At 70.1% G+C, this 16,910-nt stretch carries 15 protein-coding genes; all 15 read right to left on the bottom strand.

The genetic code is table 11. The features are described 5' to 3' along the window. Positions 1-24: 24 nt before the first annotated feature. Positions 25-1,857 (bottom strand): hypothetical protein, encoded by a 1,833-nt coding sequence (locus tag D1J60_RS37370; RefSeq protein ID WP_347147193.1) that lies wholly within the window; start codon positions 1,855-1,857, stop codon positions 25-27. A 353-nt stretch (positions 1,858-2,210) separates the two neighbouring features. After that, positions 2,211-2,594 (bottom strand): DUF6113 family protein, encoded by a 384-nt coding sequence (locus D1J60_RS23110; protein ID WP_125822394.1) that lies wholly within the window; start codon positions 2,592-2,594, stop codon positions 2,211-2,213. Further along, positions 2,591-3,490: an N-acetyl-1-D-myo-inositol-2-amino-2-deoxy-alpha-D-glucopyranoside deacetylase gene (gene mshB / locus D1J60_RS23105; RefSeq protein ID WP_125822393.1), complete on the bottom strand. Its 900-nt coding sequence runs from the start codon at positions 3,488-3,490 to the stop codon at positions 2,591-2,593. Before mshB ends, D1J60_RS23110 begins: the two co-directional genes overlap by 4 nt. 184 nt (positions 3,491-3,674) lie before the next feature. Beyond that, positions 3,675-3,869 (bottom strand): hypothetical protein, encoded by a 195-nt coding sequence (locus D1J60_RS23100; protein ID WP_045952243.1) that lies wholly within the window; start codon positions 3,867-3,869, stop codon positions 3,675-3,677. 367 nt (positions 3,870-4,236) lie between these two features. Then, positions 4,237-5,298 carry a dipeptide ABC transporter ATP-binding protein gene (locus tag D1J60_RS23095; protein ID WP_125597126.1) on the bottom strand — a complete coding sequence of 354 codons (1,062 nt, stop codon included), beginning with the start codon at positions 5,296-5,298 and terminating at the stop codon, positions 4,237-4,239. Then, positions 5,291-6,265, bottom strand: a complete 975-nt coding sequence (locus D1J60_RS23090) for an ABC transporter ATP-binding protein (RefSeq protein WP_125824152.1) — start codon at positions 6,263-6,265, stop codon at positions 5,291-5,293. The genes D1J60_RS23095 and D1J60_RS23090 overlap by 8 nt, the downstream gene beginning before the upstream one ends. 17 nt (positions 6,266-6,282) lie before the next feature. After that, entirely contained in the window at positions 6,283-7,341 is a 1,059-nt protein-coding gene (locus tag D1J60_RS23085; protein WP_206436559.1) for an ABC transporter permease, read from the bottom strand. Beyond that, positions 7,334-8,257, bottom strand: a complete 924-nt coding sequence (locus tag D1J60_RS23080; RefSeq protein WP_125822392.1) for an ABC transporter permease — start codon at positions 8,255-8,257, stop codon at positions 7,334-7,336. Before D1J60_RS23080 ends, D1J60_RS23085 begins: the two co-directional genes overlap by 8 nt. A 31-nt stretch (positions 8,258-8,288) precedes the next feature. Then, positions 8,289-9,920, bottom strand: a complete 1,632-nt coding sequence (locus tag D1J60_RS23075) for an ABC transporter substrate-binding protein (RefSeq protein ID WP_125822391.1) — start codon at positions 9,918-9,920, stop codon at positions 8,289-8,291. Between the two features lie 106 nt (positions 9,921-10,026). After that, a complete protein-coding gene (locus tag D1J60_RS23070; protein ID WP_125822390.1) occupies positions 10,027-10,971 on the bottom strand; it encodes a GNAT family N-acetyltransferase in 945 nt (314 codons plus the stop codon). Between the two features lie 165 nt (positions 10,972-11,136). After that, on the bottom strand, positions 11,137-12,183 hold the full coding sequence (locus tag D1J60_RS23065) for a dipeptide ABC transporter ATP-binding protein (protein WP_125597109.1): 1,047 nt from the start codon (positions 12,181-12,183) through the stop codon (positions 11,137-11,139). Continuing rightward, the gene (locus D1J60_RS23060; RefSeq protein WP_125597106.1) at positions 12,176-13,231 is read right to left on the bottom strand and encodes an ABC transporter ATP-binding protein; all 1,056 of its coding nucleotides are present in this window, start codon (positions 13,229-13,231) and stop codon (positions 12,176-12,178) included. The genes D1J60_RS23065 and D1J60_RS23060 overlap by 8 nt, the downstream gene beginning before the upstream one ends. A gap of 13 nt (positions 13,232-13,244) precedes the next feature. Continuing rightward, the gene (locus D1J60_RS23055) at positions 13,245-14,204 is read right to left on the bottom strand and encodes an ABC transporter permease (protein WP_125822389.1); all 960 of its coding nucleotides are present in this window, start codon (positions 14,202-14,204) and stop codon (positions 13,245-13,247) included. Next, the gene (locus D1J60_RS23050) at positions 14,197-15,144 is read right to left on the bottom strand and encodes an ABC transporter permease (RefSeq protein WP_125597100.1); all 948 of its coding nucleotides are present in this window, start codon (positions 15,142-15,144) and stop codon (positions 14,197-14,199) included. The genes D1J60_RS23055 and D1J60_RS23050 overlap by 8 nt, the downstream gene beginning before the upstream one ends. 95 nt (positions 15,145-15,239) lie before the next feature. Continuing rightward, complete coding sequence (locus D1J60_RS23045) at positions 15,240-16,862, bottom strand: ABC transporter substrate-binding protein (protein WP_125822388.1); 1,623 nt, start codon at positions 16,860-16,862, stop codon at positions 15,240-15,242. Positions 16,863-16,910: the final 48 nt, after the last annotated feature.

The raw sequence follows: 16,910 nt of genomic DNA, 5'->3' as shown, positions 1-16,910 counted from the left end.
GCATCGCCGCGCGGTCGTGGGCCGTCAGTTCGCGTTGGTGTCGATCGTGACGGTCCGTTCGGCGGGGGTCTTGCCGATGAGGGCCTTGCCGAGGGCGCCCGCCACGTCCTGCGGGGTGACGGGGGTCTTGGCGCCGGTGCCCCGGGTGATCAGGACCCCGTCGAAGGCGTTTCCGTAGGTGGCCTTGAGGGCTTCCAGGTCGTACTTCTCGACGAGGCGTCCGTCCACGGCCGTCATGCTGAGGATCTTCGGCAGGGACTTGGGGCCGAAGGGGATGGACTTGGTGCCCGCCTTGACGGTCGCCACGCCGGACATCGCGGGTTCGGCGAACTCCTTCATGGCCCGGTCCAGTTCGGCCTGGGTGACCGTGGGCTCCCTCTTGGCGACGGGGAGTTGGACGGTCGGGGACTTGCCGTTGGCGACGAGTTCGCGGAAGGCCTTGGTGACCTTGTCGACGGAGGCGTCGACGTCGAGGCCCTCGCCGGCCTTGCCGAGGACGGCCACGGCCTTGCCGGTGTCGAACTTGATGGTGCTCTCGGAGGCCGAGCCGGCGGCGCCGGCCAGTTCCTGGAGGGAGACCCGCAGCTTCTCCTCGTCGACCGGCATCACGGCGGTGGCCGTGCGCTCGACGCCGAAGAGGGAGCCGATGACGGTGACGGGGTTGTAGTCGCTGCCCGTGGCGTTGCGGACGGTGGTCTGGCTGTCGAGGGTCAGGCCGGCCTTCTCGGGCTTCAGTTCGACCTGCTTGCCGCCGACGCTGAGCTGGAGCGGCGCGGCGGCCCGCTTGCCGAAGGCGGTCTGGAGCTTGGCGACGGCGTCGTCGCGGCTGCCGCTGATGTCGACGCCGAGGACGGTGGTGCCCTTGGGGACGTCGGAGTGGTTCATGAGCAGGCCGGCGCCGTAGGCCACGCCGGCGAGGACGACGATGCCGCCGCCGAGCAGGACCAGCTTGGAGCGGCCCTTCTTCTTGGCGGGCTTGCCGGCCGGGGCGGCCTTGCCGGACTTGCCGGCGGGGGCGGGCGGCGGCGTCGTCTGGCGCGGCGGCTTCGGGCCCGGCGGCGGGGCGGCCGGGCCGGGGGCGGGCACGGGCGCGGGGGCCGGGGTGTCGAAGGCCTCCGGGCCGGGCCAGCTCGGGGGCGCCTCGGCGCCGACGGGTACGGTGCCCAGCGCGGGTCCGCCCGTCGGCCCGGCGGGCTCCGGGAAGGCGGGGAAGGGCTCGGTGACGGGCCCGTTGTCGTACCCGGCGTACCCCTGGGGCGCGCCGACTCCGGGTCCGCCGACGGCGGGGGCCGGGGCGAAGCCGGCTCCGCTGCCGTGCGCGGCCGGGGGCTGCGGGCGTCCGGGCTCGGCGGGGGGCGCGAAGCCGGCGCCGGTGCCGGGCACGCCGGAGCCGTAGCTCGCGCCGGGCCCGGGCGCGCCGGGACCGCCGGGCGCACCGGGACCGCCGGGCGCACCAGGGCCGGCCGCACCGGGGCCGCCGACGGGCACGCCGGCCGGGGGCGTCGCGGTCGGCGGGGGCGTCACGGCCTTGCGCGGGGCGAACCATCCGCCGGCCGGCGCCTCGGCGGGCGCGGGGGCCGGCTCGGGCGCGGGGGCCGGTGCCGCGGGCAGCGCGGGCGCCGAGGCCGCGGGCCGACCCTGCGCGGGTCGCCGCTCGGGCGTGCGCGCGGCCGCGTCCGGGGCCGGTCCGGCGGCGGCCGGGGACGCGTCCTGGGCGCCGTCCTTGACGGGCTTGCGCACGACCACGGGCGGGATCGGCCGGGATCCGGGGATGTTGATCCGGATCCGGGTCGTCAGGTGGGTCTCGGTCTTCGGCCCGTCGGTGTCGGTGTCGGGCGTGGACGGCTTCGAGGTCACAGGGTTCTCCTCCGGGACGGTCGCGGCGCCGGGACCGGATGGCACGGACGGATACTGGCCGGTTCCATACGGCGGCGTACCCGAGGGGTAGGCGGCTCCACCGTGCCCTTGGGGCCCGGGGGACGAACTGTCGGTTTCACGACTCAAGGCAGGTTCTCCCGGTTGGCTCCGCCGCCCGTCATTCCGTGCTCGGGCAGCTCGGCGGCCCGTCCACCATACTGGCCGCCGCCCGGGCACAACTGTCGGCCAGGAATCCCAGGTTCCTCTTCTGCTTCCGCACGCCCCCGGGCGAGGGTCCGTCAAACCCCCGCAACCCGTCCCCGATCGGACGGATGCGGGAGTTCAGCGGCCCGTCATCCGCGGGATCCCGAGGCCGAAACGGGACCTTGGGCGGGGCCGCGCATCGTGGCGCAGATCACAGCGGCCGCACTTCCCCCCAAAAGGTATGCGTACATGCCGATTCCGGAGGAACCGAGCAGGAAGTCCCCTTCGGGGCGGGGGACACCGAGGAGGACGTAGGACAGGAACCAGCCGGCCGCCGGGGCGCCCACTCCGAGGCCCCCTCCGACCGTCAGCCGGCCCGCGAGGAACAGCCCGAGGAGGGCCAGCAGCGCGAGCAGCAGCCCGGCGGGGAACCACAGGTCGACCACGAGCCAGCCGGCCGCGCCCGTCAGTGTGCCGAGGACGAACAGGCCGAGGAGGGCGGCGATCCGCCCGGGGGTCAGCGCGGTGGTCACGCCTCCACCCCCGCGAAGAGGTCCCGCTCGCGCTCGCCGGCCGGCGCGCCGGAGCGGCCCGCGGCCAACTCGTAGTACTCCCGGGCGAACAGGGGCTGGCCCAGGTCGTTGGAGAGGGCGAAGAAGGGGCCGTCCACGGCGATCTGGCTGACGTGCGCCCGCATGGCGGCCGCCTTCGCCGCCACCAGCACCGTGGCGTCGCCCTCGTCGCCGATCTCGGCGGTGATCCGCTCGTCGGGCACCACGCCCGGCACGTCCTGCGGGGACGCGGTGCCCGGGAAGGAGACGCCGGCCGCGCGCAGCCGTTCGAAGCCCTCCTCGACGACCGGGGCGGGCACGCGGTTCCAGTAGAGCTTCGCGATGGCGTGCGGGGCGCCGAGTTCGGGACGGAACGCGGCGTCGGCGGCCAGCTCCGCGCCGCGCGTGGCGACCCGGTGGGCCTGGATGTGGTCGGGGTGGCCGTAGCCGCCGTCGGGGTCGTAGGTGACCAGGACCTGCGGGCGCAGCTCCCGGATCACTTCCACGAGGTACCCGGCGGCCTCGTCGAGGTCGGCCGACCAGAAGGAGCCGGGGCGGGCGTTCTGCGGGGCGCCCATCATCCCGGAGTCCCGGAAGCGGCCGGCGCCGCCGAGGAAGCGGTGGTCGGCGACCCCGAGTTCCTTCATGGCGGCGGCGAGCTCGCCGGCCCGGAAGGGGCCGAGGGTGTCGTCGCGGTCCGGCGCCAGGTGGGCCAGCTCGGCGGGGATGACCTCGCCCTCCTCGCCGAGGGTGCAGGTCACCAGCGCGACGTGGGCACCCTCGGCCGCGTACTTGGCCATGGTGACGCCGTTGTTGATCGACTCGTCGTCCGGATGCGCGTGCACGAGGAGCAGACGACGGGCGGGAAGACCGTTCATGGGTCCACCCTACGAGCAGGGCCGAGGGGGTGTCTCGCAGGCCAGGCTGGATCAGGGAGCGGCGTCTGGCGCCGTGCATCGCAAGGCCGAGGAGGGAGACAATGCGGAGCATTGGCGACCGACGAGAACGCGGCGAGGCTCGGTGCCAGACGCCGCGAGCCCAGCCTGGCCTGCGAGACACCCCCTACAGCTTGAGGCCACTGATCATGCTCGCCACGTTGGAGGTGAGCTGGCTGAGGGTGGGTGCGACCGTGGAACTCGCCAGGTAGAACCCGAGCAGTACGCAGACGAACGCGTGCCCCGCCTTCAGTCCCGACCTCCGGACCAGAAGGAAGACGACGATCGCCAGCAGCACCACGGCCGAGATCGAGAGTGCCACGGCGTTTCACCTCCACGTCGAGCGGACATCGGTATGCGTACTCTTGCTCGGCGAATTCATACCCACCGTGCGCTACGGATCATAACTATCCGTACCAGCGCATCGATCGAATTCCGGCAGCACGAGGGGCGCATGCCGCGCACGGCCGGGGGCACACGAAGACCGGCCGGGAGGGCTTCACGCCCTCCCGGCCGGCTGTCGGCACCCGCACGGCCGCGCACGACCCAGACTGCATGCCCCAGATCTCGGGGCAGAAACGGTCAAGTTGCCCCTGTGTTAAGCGTGTTGGGTCACAGCCGGCCCGACCGGGCGACCGCACGCGGGGTGGCTGGAAATGATCGCCGACCCGGGGGTCCGAAACCGTTCGCTACTCCTTCGTCAGAGGAGCCGGCGAGGGCGGCAGTTCGCCCGGCGGCGGGACCACCTGCTTCTCGGCCGCGAAGTGGCAGGCCGAGGGATGGGCGGCCGGCCCCGGCGGGAGGGTCTGCGGGACGGCCAGCGCGGGGACCTCCGTCGCACAGCGGGATTCGGCCTTCCAGCAGCGGGTGCGGAAGCGGCAGCCCGACGGCGGATTGGCCGGGGAGGGTACGTCGCCGGTGAGGATGATCCGCTCCCGGTGGGCGCGGGCCCCGGGGTCGGGCACGGGCACGGCGGAGAGCAGGGCCTGGGTGTAGGGGTGGGTGGGGTGGTCGTAGATCTGGGTGTCCGTCCCGATCTCGACGACGCGCCCCAGGTACATCACCCCGACCCGGTCGGAGATGTGCCGGACGATGGACAGGTCGTGCGCGATGAACACGTACGAGAGGCCGAACTCGTCCTGGAGCCGCTCCAGCAGGTTGACCACCTGGGCCTGGACGGAGACGTCCAGCGCGGAGACGGGCTCGTCCGCGACGATGACCTCGGGCTGGAGGGCCAGGCCCCGCGCGATGCCGATGCGCTGGCGCTGGCCGCCGGAGAACTGGTGCGGGTACCGGTTGATGTACTCCGGGTTCAGGCCGACCACGTCCAGGAGCTCCTGGACCTTGCGGCGCCGGTCGCCCTTCGGGGCCACCTCGGGGTGGATCTCGTACGGCTCGCCGATGATGTCGCCGACCGTCATGCGCGGGTTCAGCGAGGTGTACGGGTCCTGGAACACCATCTGGATGTTGCGGCGCACCGCCTTCAGGGCGCGGCCCGAGAGCTTGGTGATGTCCTCGCCCTTGTAGGAGATCGCGCCGGCGGTGGGGCGCTCGAGGTTGACCAGCATCCGGGCGACGGTGGACTTCCCGCAGCCGGACTCGCCGACGATGCCGAGGGTCTCCCCCGGGGCGAGGGCGAAGGAGACCCCGTCGACGGCCCTGACCGCGCCGACCTGCCTCTTGAAGAGGATGCCCTGGGTCAGCGGGTAGTGCTTGACGAGGTCGCGGACCTCCAGGATGGGCTCAGGCACCGAGGCACTCCTTCCAGAAGAAGCAGGCGCTGGCCCGGTCGGGGGCGACGTCGGCCAGCGGCGGGACCTCGCCCCGGCAGACGGGCCGGGCCATCGGGCAGCGCGGGTTGAAGGCGCAGCCGGGCGGGATGGCCAGCAGGTTGGGCGGCAGGCCCTTGATGGCGTAGAGCTCCTGGCCCTTCTGGTCCAGGCGCGGGATCGAGTCGAGCAGGCCCCGGGTGTAGGGGTGGGCGGGCGACGCGTAGATCTCGCGCACCGGGGCGGCCTCGACGATCCGGCCCGCGTACATGACGGCGATCTTGTCGGCGACGTCGGCGACGACGCCGAGGTCGTGGGTGATCAGGATCAGGCCCATGTTGAGTTCGCGCTGGAGCTCCGCGAGCAGGTCCATGACCTGGGCCTGGACGGTGACGTCGAGGGCCGTGGTGGGCTCGTCGGCGATGATCAGGGAGGGTTCCAGGGCCAGCGCCATGGCGATCATGATGCGCTGGCGCATGCCGCCGGAGAACTGGTGCGGGTAGTCCCCCACCCGCTGCTTCGCGGCGGGGATCCTCACCCGGTCCATCAGCTCCACGGCCCTGGCCCGGGAGTCCTTGCGGGAAGCCCCCCGGTGGACCTCGAACATCTCTCCCAGCTGGGCGCCGACGCTGAGCACGGGGTTGAGGGAGGACAGCGCGTCCTGGAAGATCATCGCCATCTCGGCGCCGCGGATCCTGCGGCGCTCCTCCTCCTTCGCCTTCAGGAGGTCCCGGCCCTTGAAGAGGATCTCGCCGCCCGCGATCCGGCCCGGCGGGACGTCGAGGATCCCCATCACGGCCTGGGCCGTCACCGACTTGCCGGAGCCGGACTCGCCGAGCACGGCGAGGGTCTCACCCTCGTCCACCGAGTAGTTCACCCCGTTGACGGCCTTGGCCACACCGTCCCGGGTGACGAACTCGACGTGCAGGTCCCGGACTTCGAGCAGCATCTGGCGGCTCACACTCCTCAGCGCAGCTTGGGGTCGAGGGCGTCGCGCACCGCGTCGCCGAGCATGATGAACGCGAGCACGGTCACGCTCAGGGCGCCCGCCGGCCAGAGCAGCATGTGCGGGGCGTTGCGGATCTGGGTGGCGGCGTTGGAGATGTCGATGCCCCAGGAGACCGTGGGCGGTCGCAGGCCCACGCCGAGGAACGACAGGGTGGCTTCGAGGGAGATGTAGGTGCCCAGCGCGATGGTGGCGACGACGATGACGGGGGCGACGGCGTTGGGGGCCACGTGGCGCAGCAGCATGCGCCCGTTGCCGGCGCCAAGGGCGCGGGCGGCCTGGACGTAGTCGTTCTGCTTGGCGGTGATCACCGAGCCGCGGGCGATGCGGGCGAGCTGGGGCCAGCCGAGCAGCACGATGAAGCCGACGACGGGCCACACGGTGGTGCTGGTGACCACGGACAGGAAGACGAGGCCGCCGAGGACGACGGGGATCCCGAAGAAGATGTCGGCGACGCGGGAGAGCAGGGAGTCGCTCCAGCCGCCGAAGAAGCCGGCGAGTCCGCCGAGTACGGAGCCCAGCAGGGCGGCGCCGACGGTGGCGCAGATGCCGACGGTGATGGAGGCGCGGGCGCCGTAGACGGTGCGGGTGTAGACGTCGCAGCCCTGGGTGTCGTAGCCGAAGGGGTGGCCGGGGGCGGAGCCCTGCTGCGACTTGGACAGGTCGCACTGGAGGGGGTCGCCGCTCGCGATGAGCTGGGGCCAGAGGGAGATGACGACGAGGAAGAGGATGATCAGCGCCGAGACGACGAAGACGGGGTTGCGGCGCAGCTGGTGCCAGGCGTCGGACCACAGGGACCGGGCCTTGTGCCGGGGGCCCGGGGCTCCGGCCGCTCCGAACGCTCCGGATTCCTCGGCGACGGCGACGCCTTCCACGCTCTCGGCCTCCTGGAGGGCCAGGTCCATGACCCCGCCCTGGCCGGTGGGTGACATGGCCTCGCCGGGGCGGGGGCCCACCGGGTCGTAGCCGCCGGGGCCCTCGGGGCGCTCGGGGCGCTCCGGGCGCTCGGGCTCAGGCATAACGGATCCTCGGGTCCAGGACCGCGTAGAGCAGGTCGACGAGCAGGTTCGCCACCAGGAAGACGATGACGAGGATGGTGACGAAGCCGACCACCGTGGGCGAGTTGTTGCGCAGGATGCCCTGGTAGAGCTGGTAGCCGACGCCGTGGATGTTGAAGATCCGCTCGGTGATGATGGCGCCGCCCATCAGGGCGCCGATGTCGGTGCCGATGAAGGTGACCACCGGGATCAGGGAGTTGCGCAGCAGGTGGCGGGTGGTGATCCTGCGCCGGGGCAGGCCCTTGGCGACGGCGGTGCGGACGTAGTCGGCCTTGGCGTTCTCGGCGATGGAGGTCCGTGAGAGCCGGGTGACGTACGCGAGGGAGACCAGGGCGAGGACGAGGCCGGGCAGGATCAGCTCGCCGAAGGGGGCGTTGGCGGAGACGGTGGGGCGTACCCAGCCCCATTTGACGCCGAGGACGAACTGGATGAGGTATCCGGTGACGAAGGTGGGCACGGAGATGACGACGAGGGTGAGCACCAGCACGGTGGTGTCGACGGCCTTGCCCCGGCGCAGCCCGCTGACCACGCCGAGGGTGATGCCGATGACGACCTCGAAGAAGATCGCCACCAGAGTCAGGCGCAGGGTGACCGGGAAGGCCGTGGCCATCAGCTCGGTGACCTCCTGGCCGTTGAAGGCGGTGCCGAAGTCGCCCTTGAAGATCTGCCCCATGTAGTGGACGTACTGCTCCCACAGGGGGCGGTCGAGGTAGAGGTCCTTGCGGATCCGGGCGGCCGTGGCGGGGTCGGGGGCCTTGTCGCCGAAGAGGGCCGCGACCGGGTCGCCGAGCGCGTAGACCATGATGAAGATCAGGAAGGTGCTGCCGATGAACACGGGGATCATCTGGAGCAGCCGCCGGATCACGTAACGTCCCATGGACTGCTCCAGGATCGATCCGTCGGAGGGGTCAGCTGACCTTGATCTCGTTGTAGACCGGGACGCTGAACTGGTTCAGGGCGACGTCGGAGACCCGCTCGGAGTGTCCGGCGCTGCCGTTCTGGTACCAGAGGGGGATGGCCGGCATCTGCTCGGCGAGGATCTTCTCCGCGTCCTGGAAGGAGGCGATGGCCTTGGCGGCGTCGGTCTCCTGGTTGGCCTGGTCGACGAGTTTGTCGAAGTCCGGGCTGCTGAACTTGCCGTAGTTGGAGGAGGCTCCGGTGTAGTACAGCGGCTGGAGGAAGTTCTGGATCAGCGGGTAGTCGGCCTGCCAGCCGGAGCGGAAGGGGCCGGTGAGCTTGTAGGCGCTCTGCTGGTTGCGGAAGTCCGCGAAGGTGCCGACCGGGTTGACCGTGCAGACCGGGCCCTCGCCGAGAGCGTTGTTGACGCTGTTGCAGACGGCGTCCATCCAGTCGCGGTGCGAGCCGGTGTCCACGTTCGAGGTGAGGGTCATCTTGCCGCCGGGGAGGCCGCCGCCCTCCTGGATGAGCGCCTTGGCCGCCTTCGGGTCGTACGTGCAGGCTTCGCCGCAGAGGGTGGACTTGAAGCCGCCCTTCTCGCCGAGGGCCGGGGAGGTCCAGTCCTTGGCGGGGGTGCGGGTCTCGCGGAAGATCTGCTGGGTGATCTCGTCGCGGTTGATGGCCATCGAGATGCCGCGGCGCACCTTCTCCATGCCCTCCTTGCCCCACTGGGGGTCGTACAGGGGGAAGGTGAGGGTCTGGATGATGAGGGCCGGCTGGTTGATGTAGCGGTCGCCGAGGTCGTTCTTGACGTTCTTCAGCTGCTGGGCGGGGACGTCGTCGACGAGGTCGAGGTTGCCGGAGATCAGGTCCGTGTAGGCGGTGTTGTTGTCGGTGTAGACCTTGAGGTCGACGCCGCCGTTCTGCGCCTTGTCCTCGCCGGGGTAGCCCTCCCACTTGCGCAGCTTCATGCCGGTGCCCTTGGTGTACGAGTCCACCGTGTACGGGCCGTTGCCGACGGGCTTGTCGAGCCAGGCGGAGTGGTCGGTGAAGAAGGCCTTGGGCAGGGGGGAGAAGGCCTGGTAGCCGAGGGTCTCGGGCCAGGTGGAGAACTTGGACTTGAGGGCGACGGTGAAGGTCTTCGGGTCCTTGACGACCAGGCCGGACATGGTCTTGGCCTTGGGTTCGCCGGAGGCGGGGTGCAGGTCGGCGTAGCCCACGATGTCGGCGAAGAAGGGCGCGTTGTTCTGCTTGTTGCGCACGTCCGCCGCGTAGTTCCAGGCGTCGACGAAGGACTGCGCGGTGACCGGCTCGTCGTTGCTGAACTTCCAGCCGTCCTTCAGGGTGATCGTGAAGTTCTGGCCGTCGGTGGTCTCGATCTTCTCGGCGACCATGTTCTTGGCCTCGCCGGTCTTGGCGTCGTAGCGCTTGAGGCCCCGGAAGAGCATGTCGAGGACCTTGCCGCCCTGTACCTCGTTGGTGTTGGCGGGCTCCAGCGGGTTCTGCGGGTCACCCCAGGAGGAGCTGACGATCCCGGCCGCGCCGCCGCCCCCGCCGCTGTCGCTCCCGCCGCCGCAGGCCGTCGCCGCGAGGGCGACGGCCACCGCACATGCGGCCCACTTGGCGTGGGTGGCTCCGCGCATGGACTGCCTCCTAGAGGTACCAGGACTCACTTAGGGGCAATGTCACCTCATGTCGGGTCCTGTGCGCTCATGGTTGGCCCTTTTGTGCCCTCGCGTCCCCCGCCTGTCACCCCTGGGGGTGCAATGCGAGCTCCCACGTGTCGACGGCGTAGTGCAGGACCATGCCGTGCGCCTCGTACAGGGCGAGGGCGCCGCTCTCGTTGAGGGTGTCCACGCCGAGGCCCAGGGTGTCGCGGCCGCGGGCGGCGTAGGCGGCGAAGGCGTGCCGCAGCAGGTGGGAGCCGAAGCCGTACCCGCGCAGGTCCTCGCGTACGCCGAGGTGGCCGATCCAGCCCATGCTGGTGCGGTCGTCGCGGGTGACGAGGACGGCGACGTCACCCTCGCCGGGCAGGCTCGCGATCCACACGAGCGACCAGTCGAGGCAGCGGCCGTCGATGTGGTCGAGCCAGGACTCGTACGTGCGGTGGGCGTGCCCGAAGTGGGCGGCGAAGGTCTCCTCCACCAGGGCGTGGGCGCGGCGTCGGTCGGCCTCGTCGGCGGCGCAGTCGCGCAGGGCGAGCCCGCCGGGCGGGGCGGGCGGCAGGTCGGCGGCGGGCGAGAGCCGGCGGGTCATCACCTGGTAGCGGCGCACGCTGCGGTAGCCGCGGCCGGTGAGGAGGGCGAGGTCGAGGGTGGGCCGGACGTTGAGCTGGATCCGCAGCCGCGCGCCGGGGCCGGCGCCGGACGCCAGCTCGCGGGCCCGGTCCTCCATCCGCCGCAGCAGCGCGAGGGCCGCCCGGCCGTGGCCGGGCAGGACGTAGTGGTCGCCGTCGACGCGGCCGGGGCCGGAGTCGGCCCAGACGAGGGCGTAGGAGACGAGCCGGCCGCCCTGGAAGGCGAGCCAGGAGTCGGCGGCGAGGTCCACGTCGGGATGGTTGAGGTCGGACTCGACGGTGCCCAGGTCGGTCTCGGGTCTGCCGATCTCGATGACGTCGACGGCGTTGAGCAGTGCGCAGATGTCCCGGGCGTCCCCGGGCCCGGCCGGGCGGACGGTCAGCGTCTCGGTGGTCATCCGTCCACTGTCGGCGGCGCCGGGGCGCGGCCGCAACGGACTTTGGACCCCGGCCTCCGGGCCGGGCGGGCCGGGCGGCCGGGCGGGGGAACGCCGAGGGCGCCCGGGGCCGGAGCTGCTGCTCCGGTCCCGGGCGCCCTGGGACGCGTACGCCGTACGGGGAGGTCAGCCGGCCAGGACGGCGCGGTCCTCCGCGAAGTGGCACGCCGACTCGTGCGCGGCCGGGGTGTCGGCGCCCTGGAAGCGCGTCGGGATCGCCAGCAGCGGCTCCTCCGTGGCGCACTTCTCCTCGGCCTTCCAGCAGCGGGTGCGGAAGCGGCAGCCCGACGGCGGGTTGGCCGGGGAGGGGACGTCACCGGTGAGGATGATCCGCTCGCGGCCCTCGCGGGCCTCCGGGTCCGGCACCGGCACGGCGGAGAGCAGGGCCTGGGTGTACGGGTGGGTGGGGTGGTCGTAGATCTCGGCGTCGGTGCCGATCTCGGCCATCTTGCCCAGGTACATGACGCCCACGCGGTCCGAGATGTGCCGGACGATGGACAGGTCGTGCGCGATGAAGACGTAGGAGAGGTTGAACTCGTCCTGGAGCTTCTCCATCAGGTTGATGACCTGTGCCTGCACCGACACGTCGAGCGCGGAGACCGGCTCGTCGCAGATGATGATCTCGGGCTGGAGCGCGAGGCCGCGGGCGATGCCGATGCGCTGGCGCTGGCCGCCGGAGAACTGGTGCGGGTACCGGTTGATGTACTCCGGGTTCAGGCCCACGACGTCCAGGAGCTCCTGGACCCTGCGGCGCCGGTCGCCCTTCGGGGCCACCTCGGGGTGGATCTCGAAGGGCTCGCCGATGATGTCGCCGACCGTCATGCGCGGGTTCAGCGAGGTGTACGGGTCCTGGAACACCATCTGGATGTTGCGGCGGACGGCCTTGAGGGCCGCGCCGGACAGCTTGGTGATGTCCTGGCCCTTGTAGAAGACCTCGCCGGCGGTGGCCTTCTCCAGGCTCATGAGGAGCTTGGCGACGGTGGACTTGCCACAGCCGGACTCACCGACGATGCCGAGGGTCTCGCCCTGGTAGAGGTCGAAGGAGACCCCGTCCACGGCCTTGACCGCGCCGATCTGCTTCTTGAACAGGATGCCCTGGGTCAGCGGGAAGTGCTTGACCAGGTTGCGCACCTGGAGGATCGGCTCGCCCTTGGGCTTGGTGAGATCAGCCATGGATCTGCTCCTTCCAGAAGTGGCACGCGCTGCCGCGGCCCGGCAGCTCGGTGCCGTCCTGCTCGGTCACCTGGTGCAGGACGGGCACGTCGGTGCGGCAGATGTCCTGGGCCTTGGGGCAGCGCGGGTTGAAGGCGCAGCCCGTGGGGAGCTTGAGCAGGTTGGGCGGCAGGCCCTTGATCGCGTAGAGCTCCTGGCCCTTCTGGTCCAGGCGCGGGATCGAGTCGAGCAGGCCGCGGGTGTACGGGTGCGCCGGGCGGCTGTAGATCTCGTGGACCGGGGCGGTCTCGACGATCCGGCCGCCGTACATGACGGCGATCTTGTCCGCGACGTCGGCGACGACGCCGAGGTCGTGGGTGATCAGGATCAGGCCCATGTTCATCTCGCGCTGGAGCTCCGCGAGCAGGTCCATGACCTGGGCCTGGACCGTCACGTCGAGGGCCGTGGTCGGCTCGTCGGCGATGATCAGGTCGGGCTCCAGGGCCATCGCCATGGCGATCATGATCCGCTGGCGCATACCGCCGGAGAACTGGTGAGGGTAGTCGCCCACGCGCGCCTTGGCGGCAGGGATCTTCACCCGGTCCATGAGCTCGACGGCCTTGGCCAGCGAGTCCTTCTTGGACATGCCGCGGTGCACGCGGAACATCTCGCCGAGCTGGGCGCCGACGGTGTGCACCGGGTTCAGCGAGGACAGGGCGTCCTGGAAGATCATGGCGATCTTCGAGCCGCGGATCTTGCGGTACTCCTCGGCCGGGAGCTTCAGCAGGTCCTGCCCCTGGAAGAGGATCTCACCGGAGGGGATCCTGCCGGGCGGCATGTCGAGGATGCCCATGATGGCCTGCGCCGTCACGGACTTGCCGGAGCCGGACTCGCCGAGGACGGCGAGGGTCTCGCCGGCGTTCACCGAGTACGAGACGCCGTTCACGGCCTTGGCGACACCGTCGCGGGTGTGGAACTCGACGTGCAGGTCGCGCACATCGAGGAGGGGGGTCCCCTCCGGCGCCGAACGGGGCGCGGGGACGTTCGAGGTCTTGTCGATGGTGGTCAACGTACGCCCTTCCTCAGCGCAGCTTCGGGTCGAGGGCGTCGCGTACCGCGTCGCCGACCATGATGAACGCGAGCACGGTGATGCTCAGCGCGATCGACGGGAACAGCAGCACGTGCGGTGCCTGGAGCCAGCGGGCCGAGGCGTCGCTGACCATCAGGCCCCAGGAGATCTCCGGGGGCTGGACACCGATACCGAGGTAGGACAGCGCCGCCTCGGCGGAGATGTACACACCCAGGCTGATCGCGCCGACCACGATGACGGGGGCGACGGCGTTCGGCAGGATGTGGCGGATCGTGATGCGCATGGTGCCGGCGCCGAGGGCGCGGGCGGCCACCACGTAGTCGTTGTTCTTGTTCTGCAGCACCGAGGACCGCATGATGCGGAAGATCTGCGGCCAGCCGAGGACCGCGAGGACCAGGGAGACGGTCCAGGCGTTACCGGGCATGGCGGACATGATCAGCATGCCGCCGAGCAGCAGCGGGATGGCGAAGAAGATCTCGGTGAAGCGGGACAGGACGCTGTCCACGAAGCCGCCGACCCAGCCGGCGATCAGGCCGAGGGCGCCGCCGACGAGCAGGACGAGCGTGGTGGTGACGACGCCGACGATCACGGAGTTGCGGGCGGCCCACACGGTACGCGTGTAGACGTCGCAACCCTGGATGTCGTAGCCGAACCAGTGGGCCGCGCTCGGGGTCTTGAGCGAGTCCTCCAGCTTGCAGGCGCCGGCGTCGAACGGGCTGCCGTCGGTGAACAGCTGCGGCACGGCTGCGATGACCAGCAGGAACACCACGAGCACGGCACCGATGATGAAGATCGGGTTGCGGCGCAGGTCGTCGATCGCGTCGGACCAGAGGCTGGCCTCGCGGTCCTTCTTCTTCTTGTCCTGGACCTTGCCGGCCCGCTTGCCCCCGGAGGTGGCCACGGCCGTCTGGGTGTCGGTCATCGAGTCCTCCACCGTATTCGTGTCACGCATAGCGGATCCTCGGGTCGAGCACGGCGTACAGCAGGTCCACAAGGAGGTTGGCGACGAGGTAGATGAGGACCAGGAGGGTCACACCACCCACGACGACGGCACCCTGCTTGAGGTAGACGGACTGGGCGAGCAGGCCGCCGAGGCCGTGGATGTTGAAGATGCGCTCGGTGATGACCGCACCGCCCATGAGGGCACCGAGGTCGGCGCCGAGGAAGGTGACGATCGGGATCAGCGCGTTGCGCAGCGCGTGGTTGACGACGACGCGGCGGCGGGGCAGGCCCTTGGCGGTCGCGGTGCGGACGTAGTCCGCGCGCATGGTCTCCATCAGGCTGGTACGGGTCAGTCGGGCCACGTACGCGAGCGAGGTCGAGGCGAGCACCCAGGCCGGGAGGAGGTAGGCCTGGAGTCCGTCGTTCTCGTTGAAGGAGACGGAGAAGAGCTCGATGCCCCAGCTGTTCTTCAGCTGGACGCCGAGGGTCAGCTGGAGGACGAAGCCGGTCACGAAGACGGGGATCGAGATGACCATCAGGGTCGAGATCAGGACCAGCTGGTCCAGGAACTTGCCGCGGCGCAGGGCGGCCATGATGCCGGCCGCGACGCCCACGACCGCCTCGATCACGAAGCTGAAGATCGCGAGGTTCACCGTGTACGGGAACGCATCGCCGATCAGGTCGGTGACCTTGCGCCCGGTGAGGGTCTCGCCGAGGTCACCCTGGAACACGCCGGTGATGTAGTTCCAGTACTGCAGCAGGAACGGGTCGTCCAGGTGGTACTTCTCGCGCAGCATGGCGGCGACGAGCGGGTCTGCCTTCTTCTCGCCGGCGAGGAGCTGAATCGGGTCAGCGCCGGGCATCGCGAAGGTGAGCAGGTAGATCAGGAACGTGGCGCCGACCAGTACAGGGATCGCCTGTATGAGTCGGCGGATGAGGTAGCGGCCCATCAGACCTCCAGCAAAGAACAGGGGGAAAGGGCGGGCAGACGGAAACCTGATTCCGTCTACCCGCCCCCGCGAACTCCCCTAAGTGACGAGGGGTGTTAGTTGCGCTCGACGTTCGCCAGGTCCATCTGGCCCTGGGCGTCGACCTCGACGTTCTTCACGGACTTGGAGTAGGCCGCGGAGGACATGTACGTGAACACCGGGATGTACGGAAGGTCCTTGATGATGATGTCATCGGCCTTCTGGTACAGCTTCAGGCCCTCGGCGGCGTCGGTGGCCTTGTCGGCCTCCGCCATGACCTTCTCGAACTCGTCGTTGCGGTAGTGGCCGTAGTTGGAGCCCTGCTCGATCGCGACCTTCGAGAAGACCGGACGCAGGTAGTTCTCCGCCGCCGGGTAGTCCATCGACCACGCCATGCGGAAGGCGCCCTTGTACTTCGCCGCACCGAGGTCGTCCAGCATGTCACCGAACTTGGCGTACGGCTTGGCGGTGACCTCGATGCCGAGGTTCGCCTTCAGCTGGTTGGCGACGGCCTCGATCCACTCCTTGTGGCCGCCGTCGGCGTTGTAGCCGAGCTCGATCTTGTTGCCGGGAACACCGCCGGCCTTCTCGAAGAGCTCCTTGGCCTTGGTCGGGTTGTACTGGCCGACCTCGCCCAGCGCGCCCTTGCGGTAGCCCGGGATGATGGGGCTGATGAAGTCGTCGGCCGGCTTGCGGGTGCCGTTGAAGATGGTCTTCGTCAGCGTGTCCCGGTCGATGGCCATGGAGATGGCCTGTCGGATCTCCACCTTGCCGAACGCCTCGGGGTTGGTCTCCAGCGGGAGGCCGATGTAGCCGACGGCCGACTCGGGCTTGTAGATGTAGCGGTCGCCGAACTCCTGGGAGACGGTGGCCATCGCCGAGATCGGGAGCTTGTCGACGATCTGGATGTTGTCGGCGCGCAGGTCGTTGTACGCCGTGTCCATGTTGTCGTAGATCTTGAAGGTGACGCCCGCGAGCTTCGCACGGCCCTCGGCCGGGTACTTGTCGAAGCGCTTGACCTTGATCTGCTTGTTGTGCTCCCAGTCGCCGTCCATCTGGAAGGGACCGTTGCCGATCGGGTGCTCGCCGAACTTCTTCGAGTCCATGGACTCGAAGGCCTTCGGCAGCGGGAAGAAGGCGTTGTAGCCCAGCATGGTCTTGAACTGGGAGAAGGGCTCCTTCAGCGTGACGGTGAAGGTCTTCTCGTCAACGACCTTGAGGCCCTTGAGCTCCTTGGCGGTGGGCTTCTTGTCCTTGCCCGGAGCGAGCTCCTCGGAGCCCTCGATCTTGGCGAAGAACGGCATGGACTCGGCCACGTTCTCCTGGTTGGCGCCCCAGTTCCAGGCACGGACGAACGACTGCGCGTCGACCTTCTCGCCGTTGTGGAAGGTGAAGCCGTCCTTGACCTTGATGGTCCAGGTCTTCGAGTCCGTGCTCTCGATGGACTCGGCGACGTCGAGCTTCGGCTCGTTGGTCTTGATGTCGTACTTGACCAGACCGCTGAAGACCGCGTTCATGACCTCGGAGCCCTCGGACTCCGCGGTGTCCTGACCGATCAGGCGGTGCTGCGGCTCGCCGAGCACAACGGTGATGCTGCCGCCCTTGCCACCGGCGTCGTTGCTACCGGTGCTGCAGGCCGTCGCGGCCATGGCCACGATCACGGCACCCGCGACCCACTTGGCGCTCGTTGCTCCGCGCATGGGTATTTGCCTCCTCAGGAGTCACTGTCGATTCGTGAAGGACCCGGT

Source organism: Streptomyces sp. W1SF4, assembly GCF_003950035.1.
Lineage (GTDB): Bacteria > Actinomycetota > Actinomycetes > Streptomycetales > Streptomycetaceae > Streptomyces > Streptomyces racemochromogenes.
Note: the sequence above shows the minus strand (reverse complement) of the source record. Positions and strands in the feature narration are given on the sequence as shown.

What these genes read in the sequence shown, in the direction of transcription:
- D1J60_RS23045 (WP_125822388.1), bottom strand. Translation starts at nt 16,862, where the DNA reads ATGCGCGGAGCAACGAGCGCCAAGTGGGTCGCGGGTGCCGTGATCGTG.
- D1J60_RS23075 (WP_125822391.1), bottom strand. Translation starts at nt 9,920, where the DNA reads ATGCGCGGAGCCACCCACGCCAAGTGGGCCGCATGTGCGGTGGCCGTC.
- D1J60_RS23080 (WP_125822392.1), bottom strand. Translation starts at nt 8,257, where the DNA reads ATGGGACGTTACGTGATCCGGCGGCTGCTCCAGATGATCCCCGTGTTC.
- D1J60_RS23085 (WP_206436559.1), bottom strand. Translation starts at nt 7,341, where the DNA reads ATGCCTGAGCCCGAGCGCCCGGAGCGCCCCGAGCGCCCCGAGGGCCCC.
- mshB (WP_125822393.1), bottom strand. Translation starts at nt 3,490, where the DNA reads ATGAACGGTCTTCCCGCCCGTCGTCTGCTCCTCGTGCACGCGCATCCG.
- D1J60_RS23050 (WP_125597100.1), bottom strand. Translation starts at nt 15,144, where the DNA reads ATGGGCCGCTACCTCATCCGCCGACTCATACAGGCGATCCCTGTACTG.
- D1J60_RS23065 (WP_125597109.1), bottom strand. Translation starts at nt 12,183, where the DNA reads ATGGCTGATCTCACCAAGCCCAAGGGCGAGCCGATCCTCCAGGTGCGC.
- D1J60_RS23090 (WP_125824152.1), bottom strand. Translation starts at nt 6,265, where the DNA reads ATGCTGCTCGAAGTCCGGGACCTGCACGTCGAGTTCGTCACCCGGGAC.
- D1J60_RS23055 (WP_125822389.1), bottom strand. Translation starts at nt 14,204, where the DNA reads ATGCGTGACACGAATACGGTGGAGGACTCGATGACCGACACCCAGACG.
- D1J60_RS23070 (WP_125822390.1), bottom strand. Translation starts at nt 10,971, where the DNA reads ATGACCACCGAGACGCTGACCGTCCGCCCGGCCGGGCCCGGGGACGCC.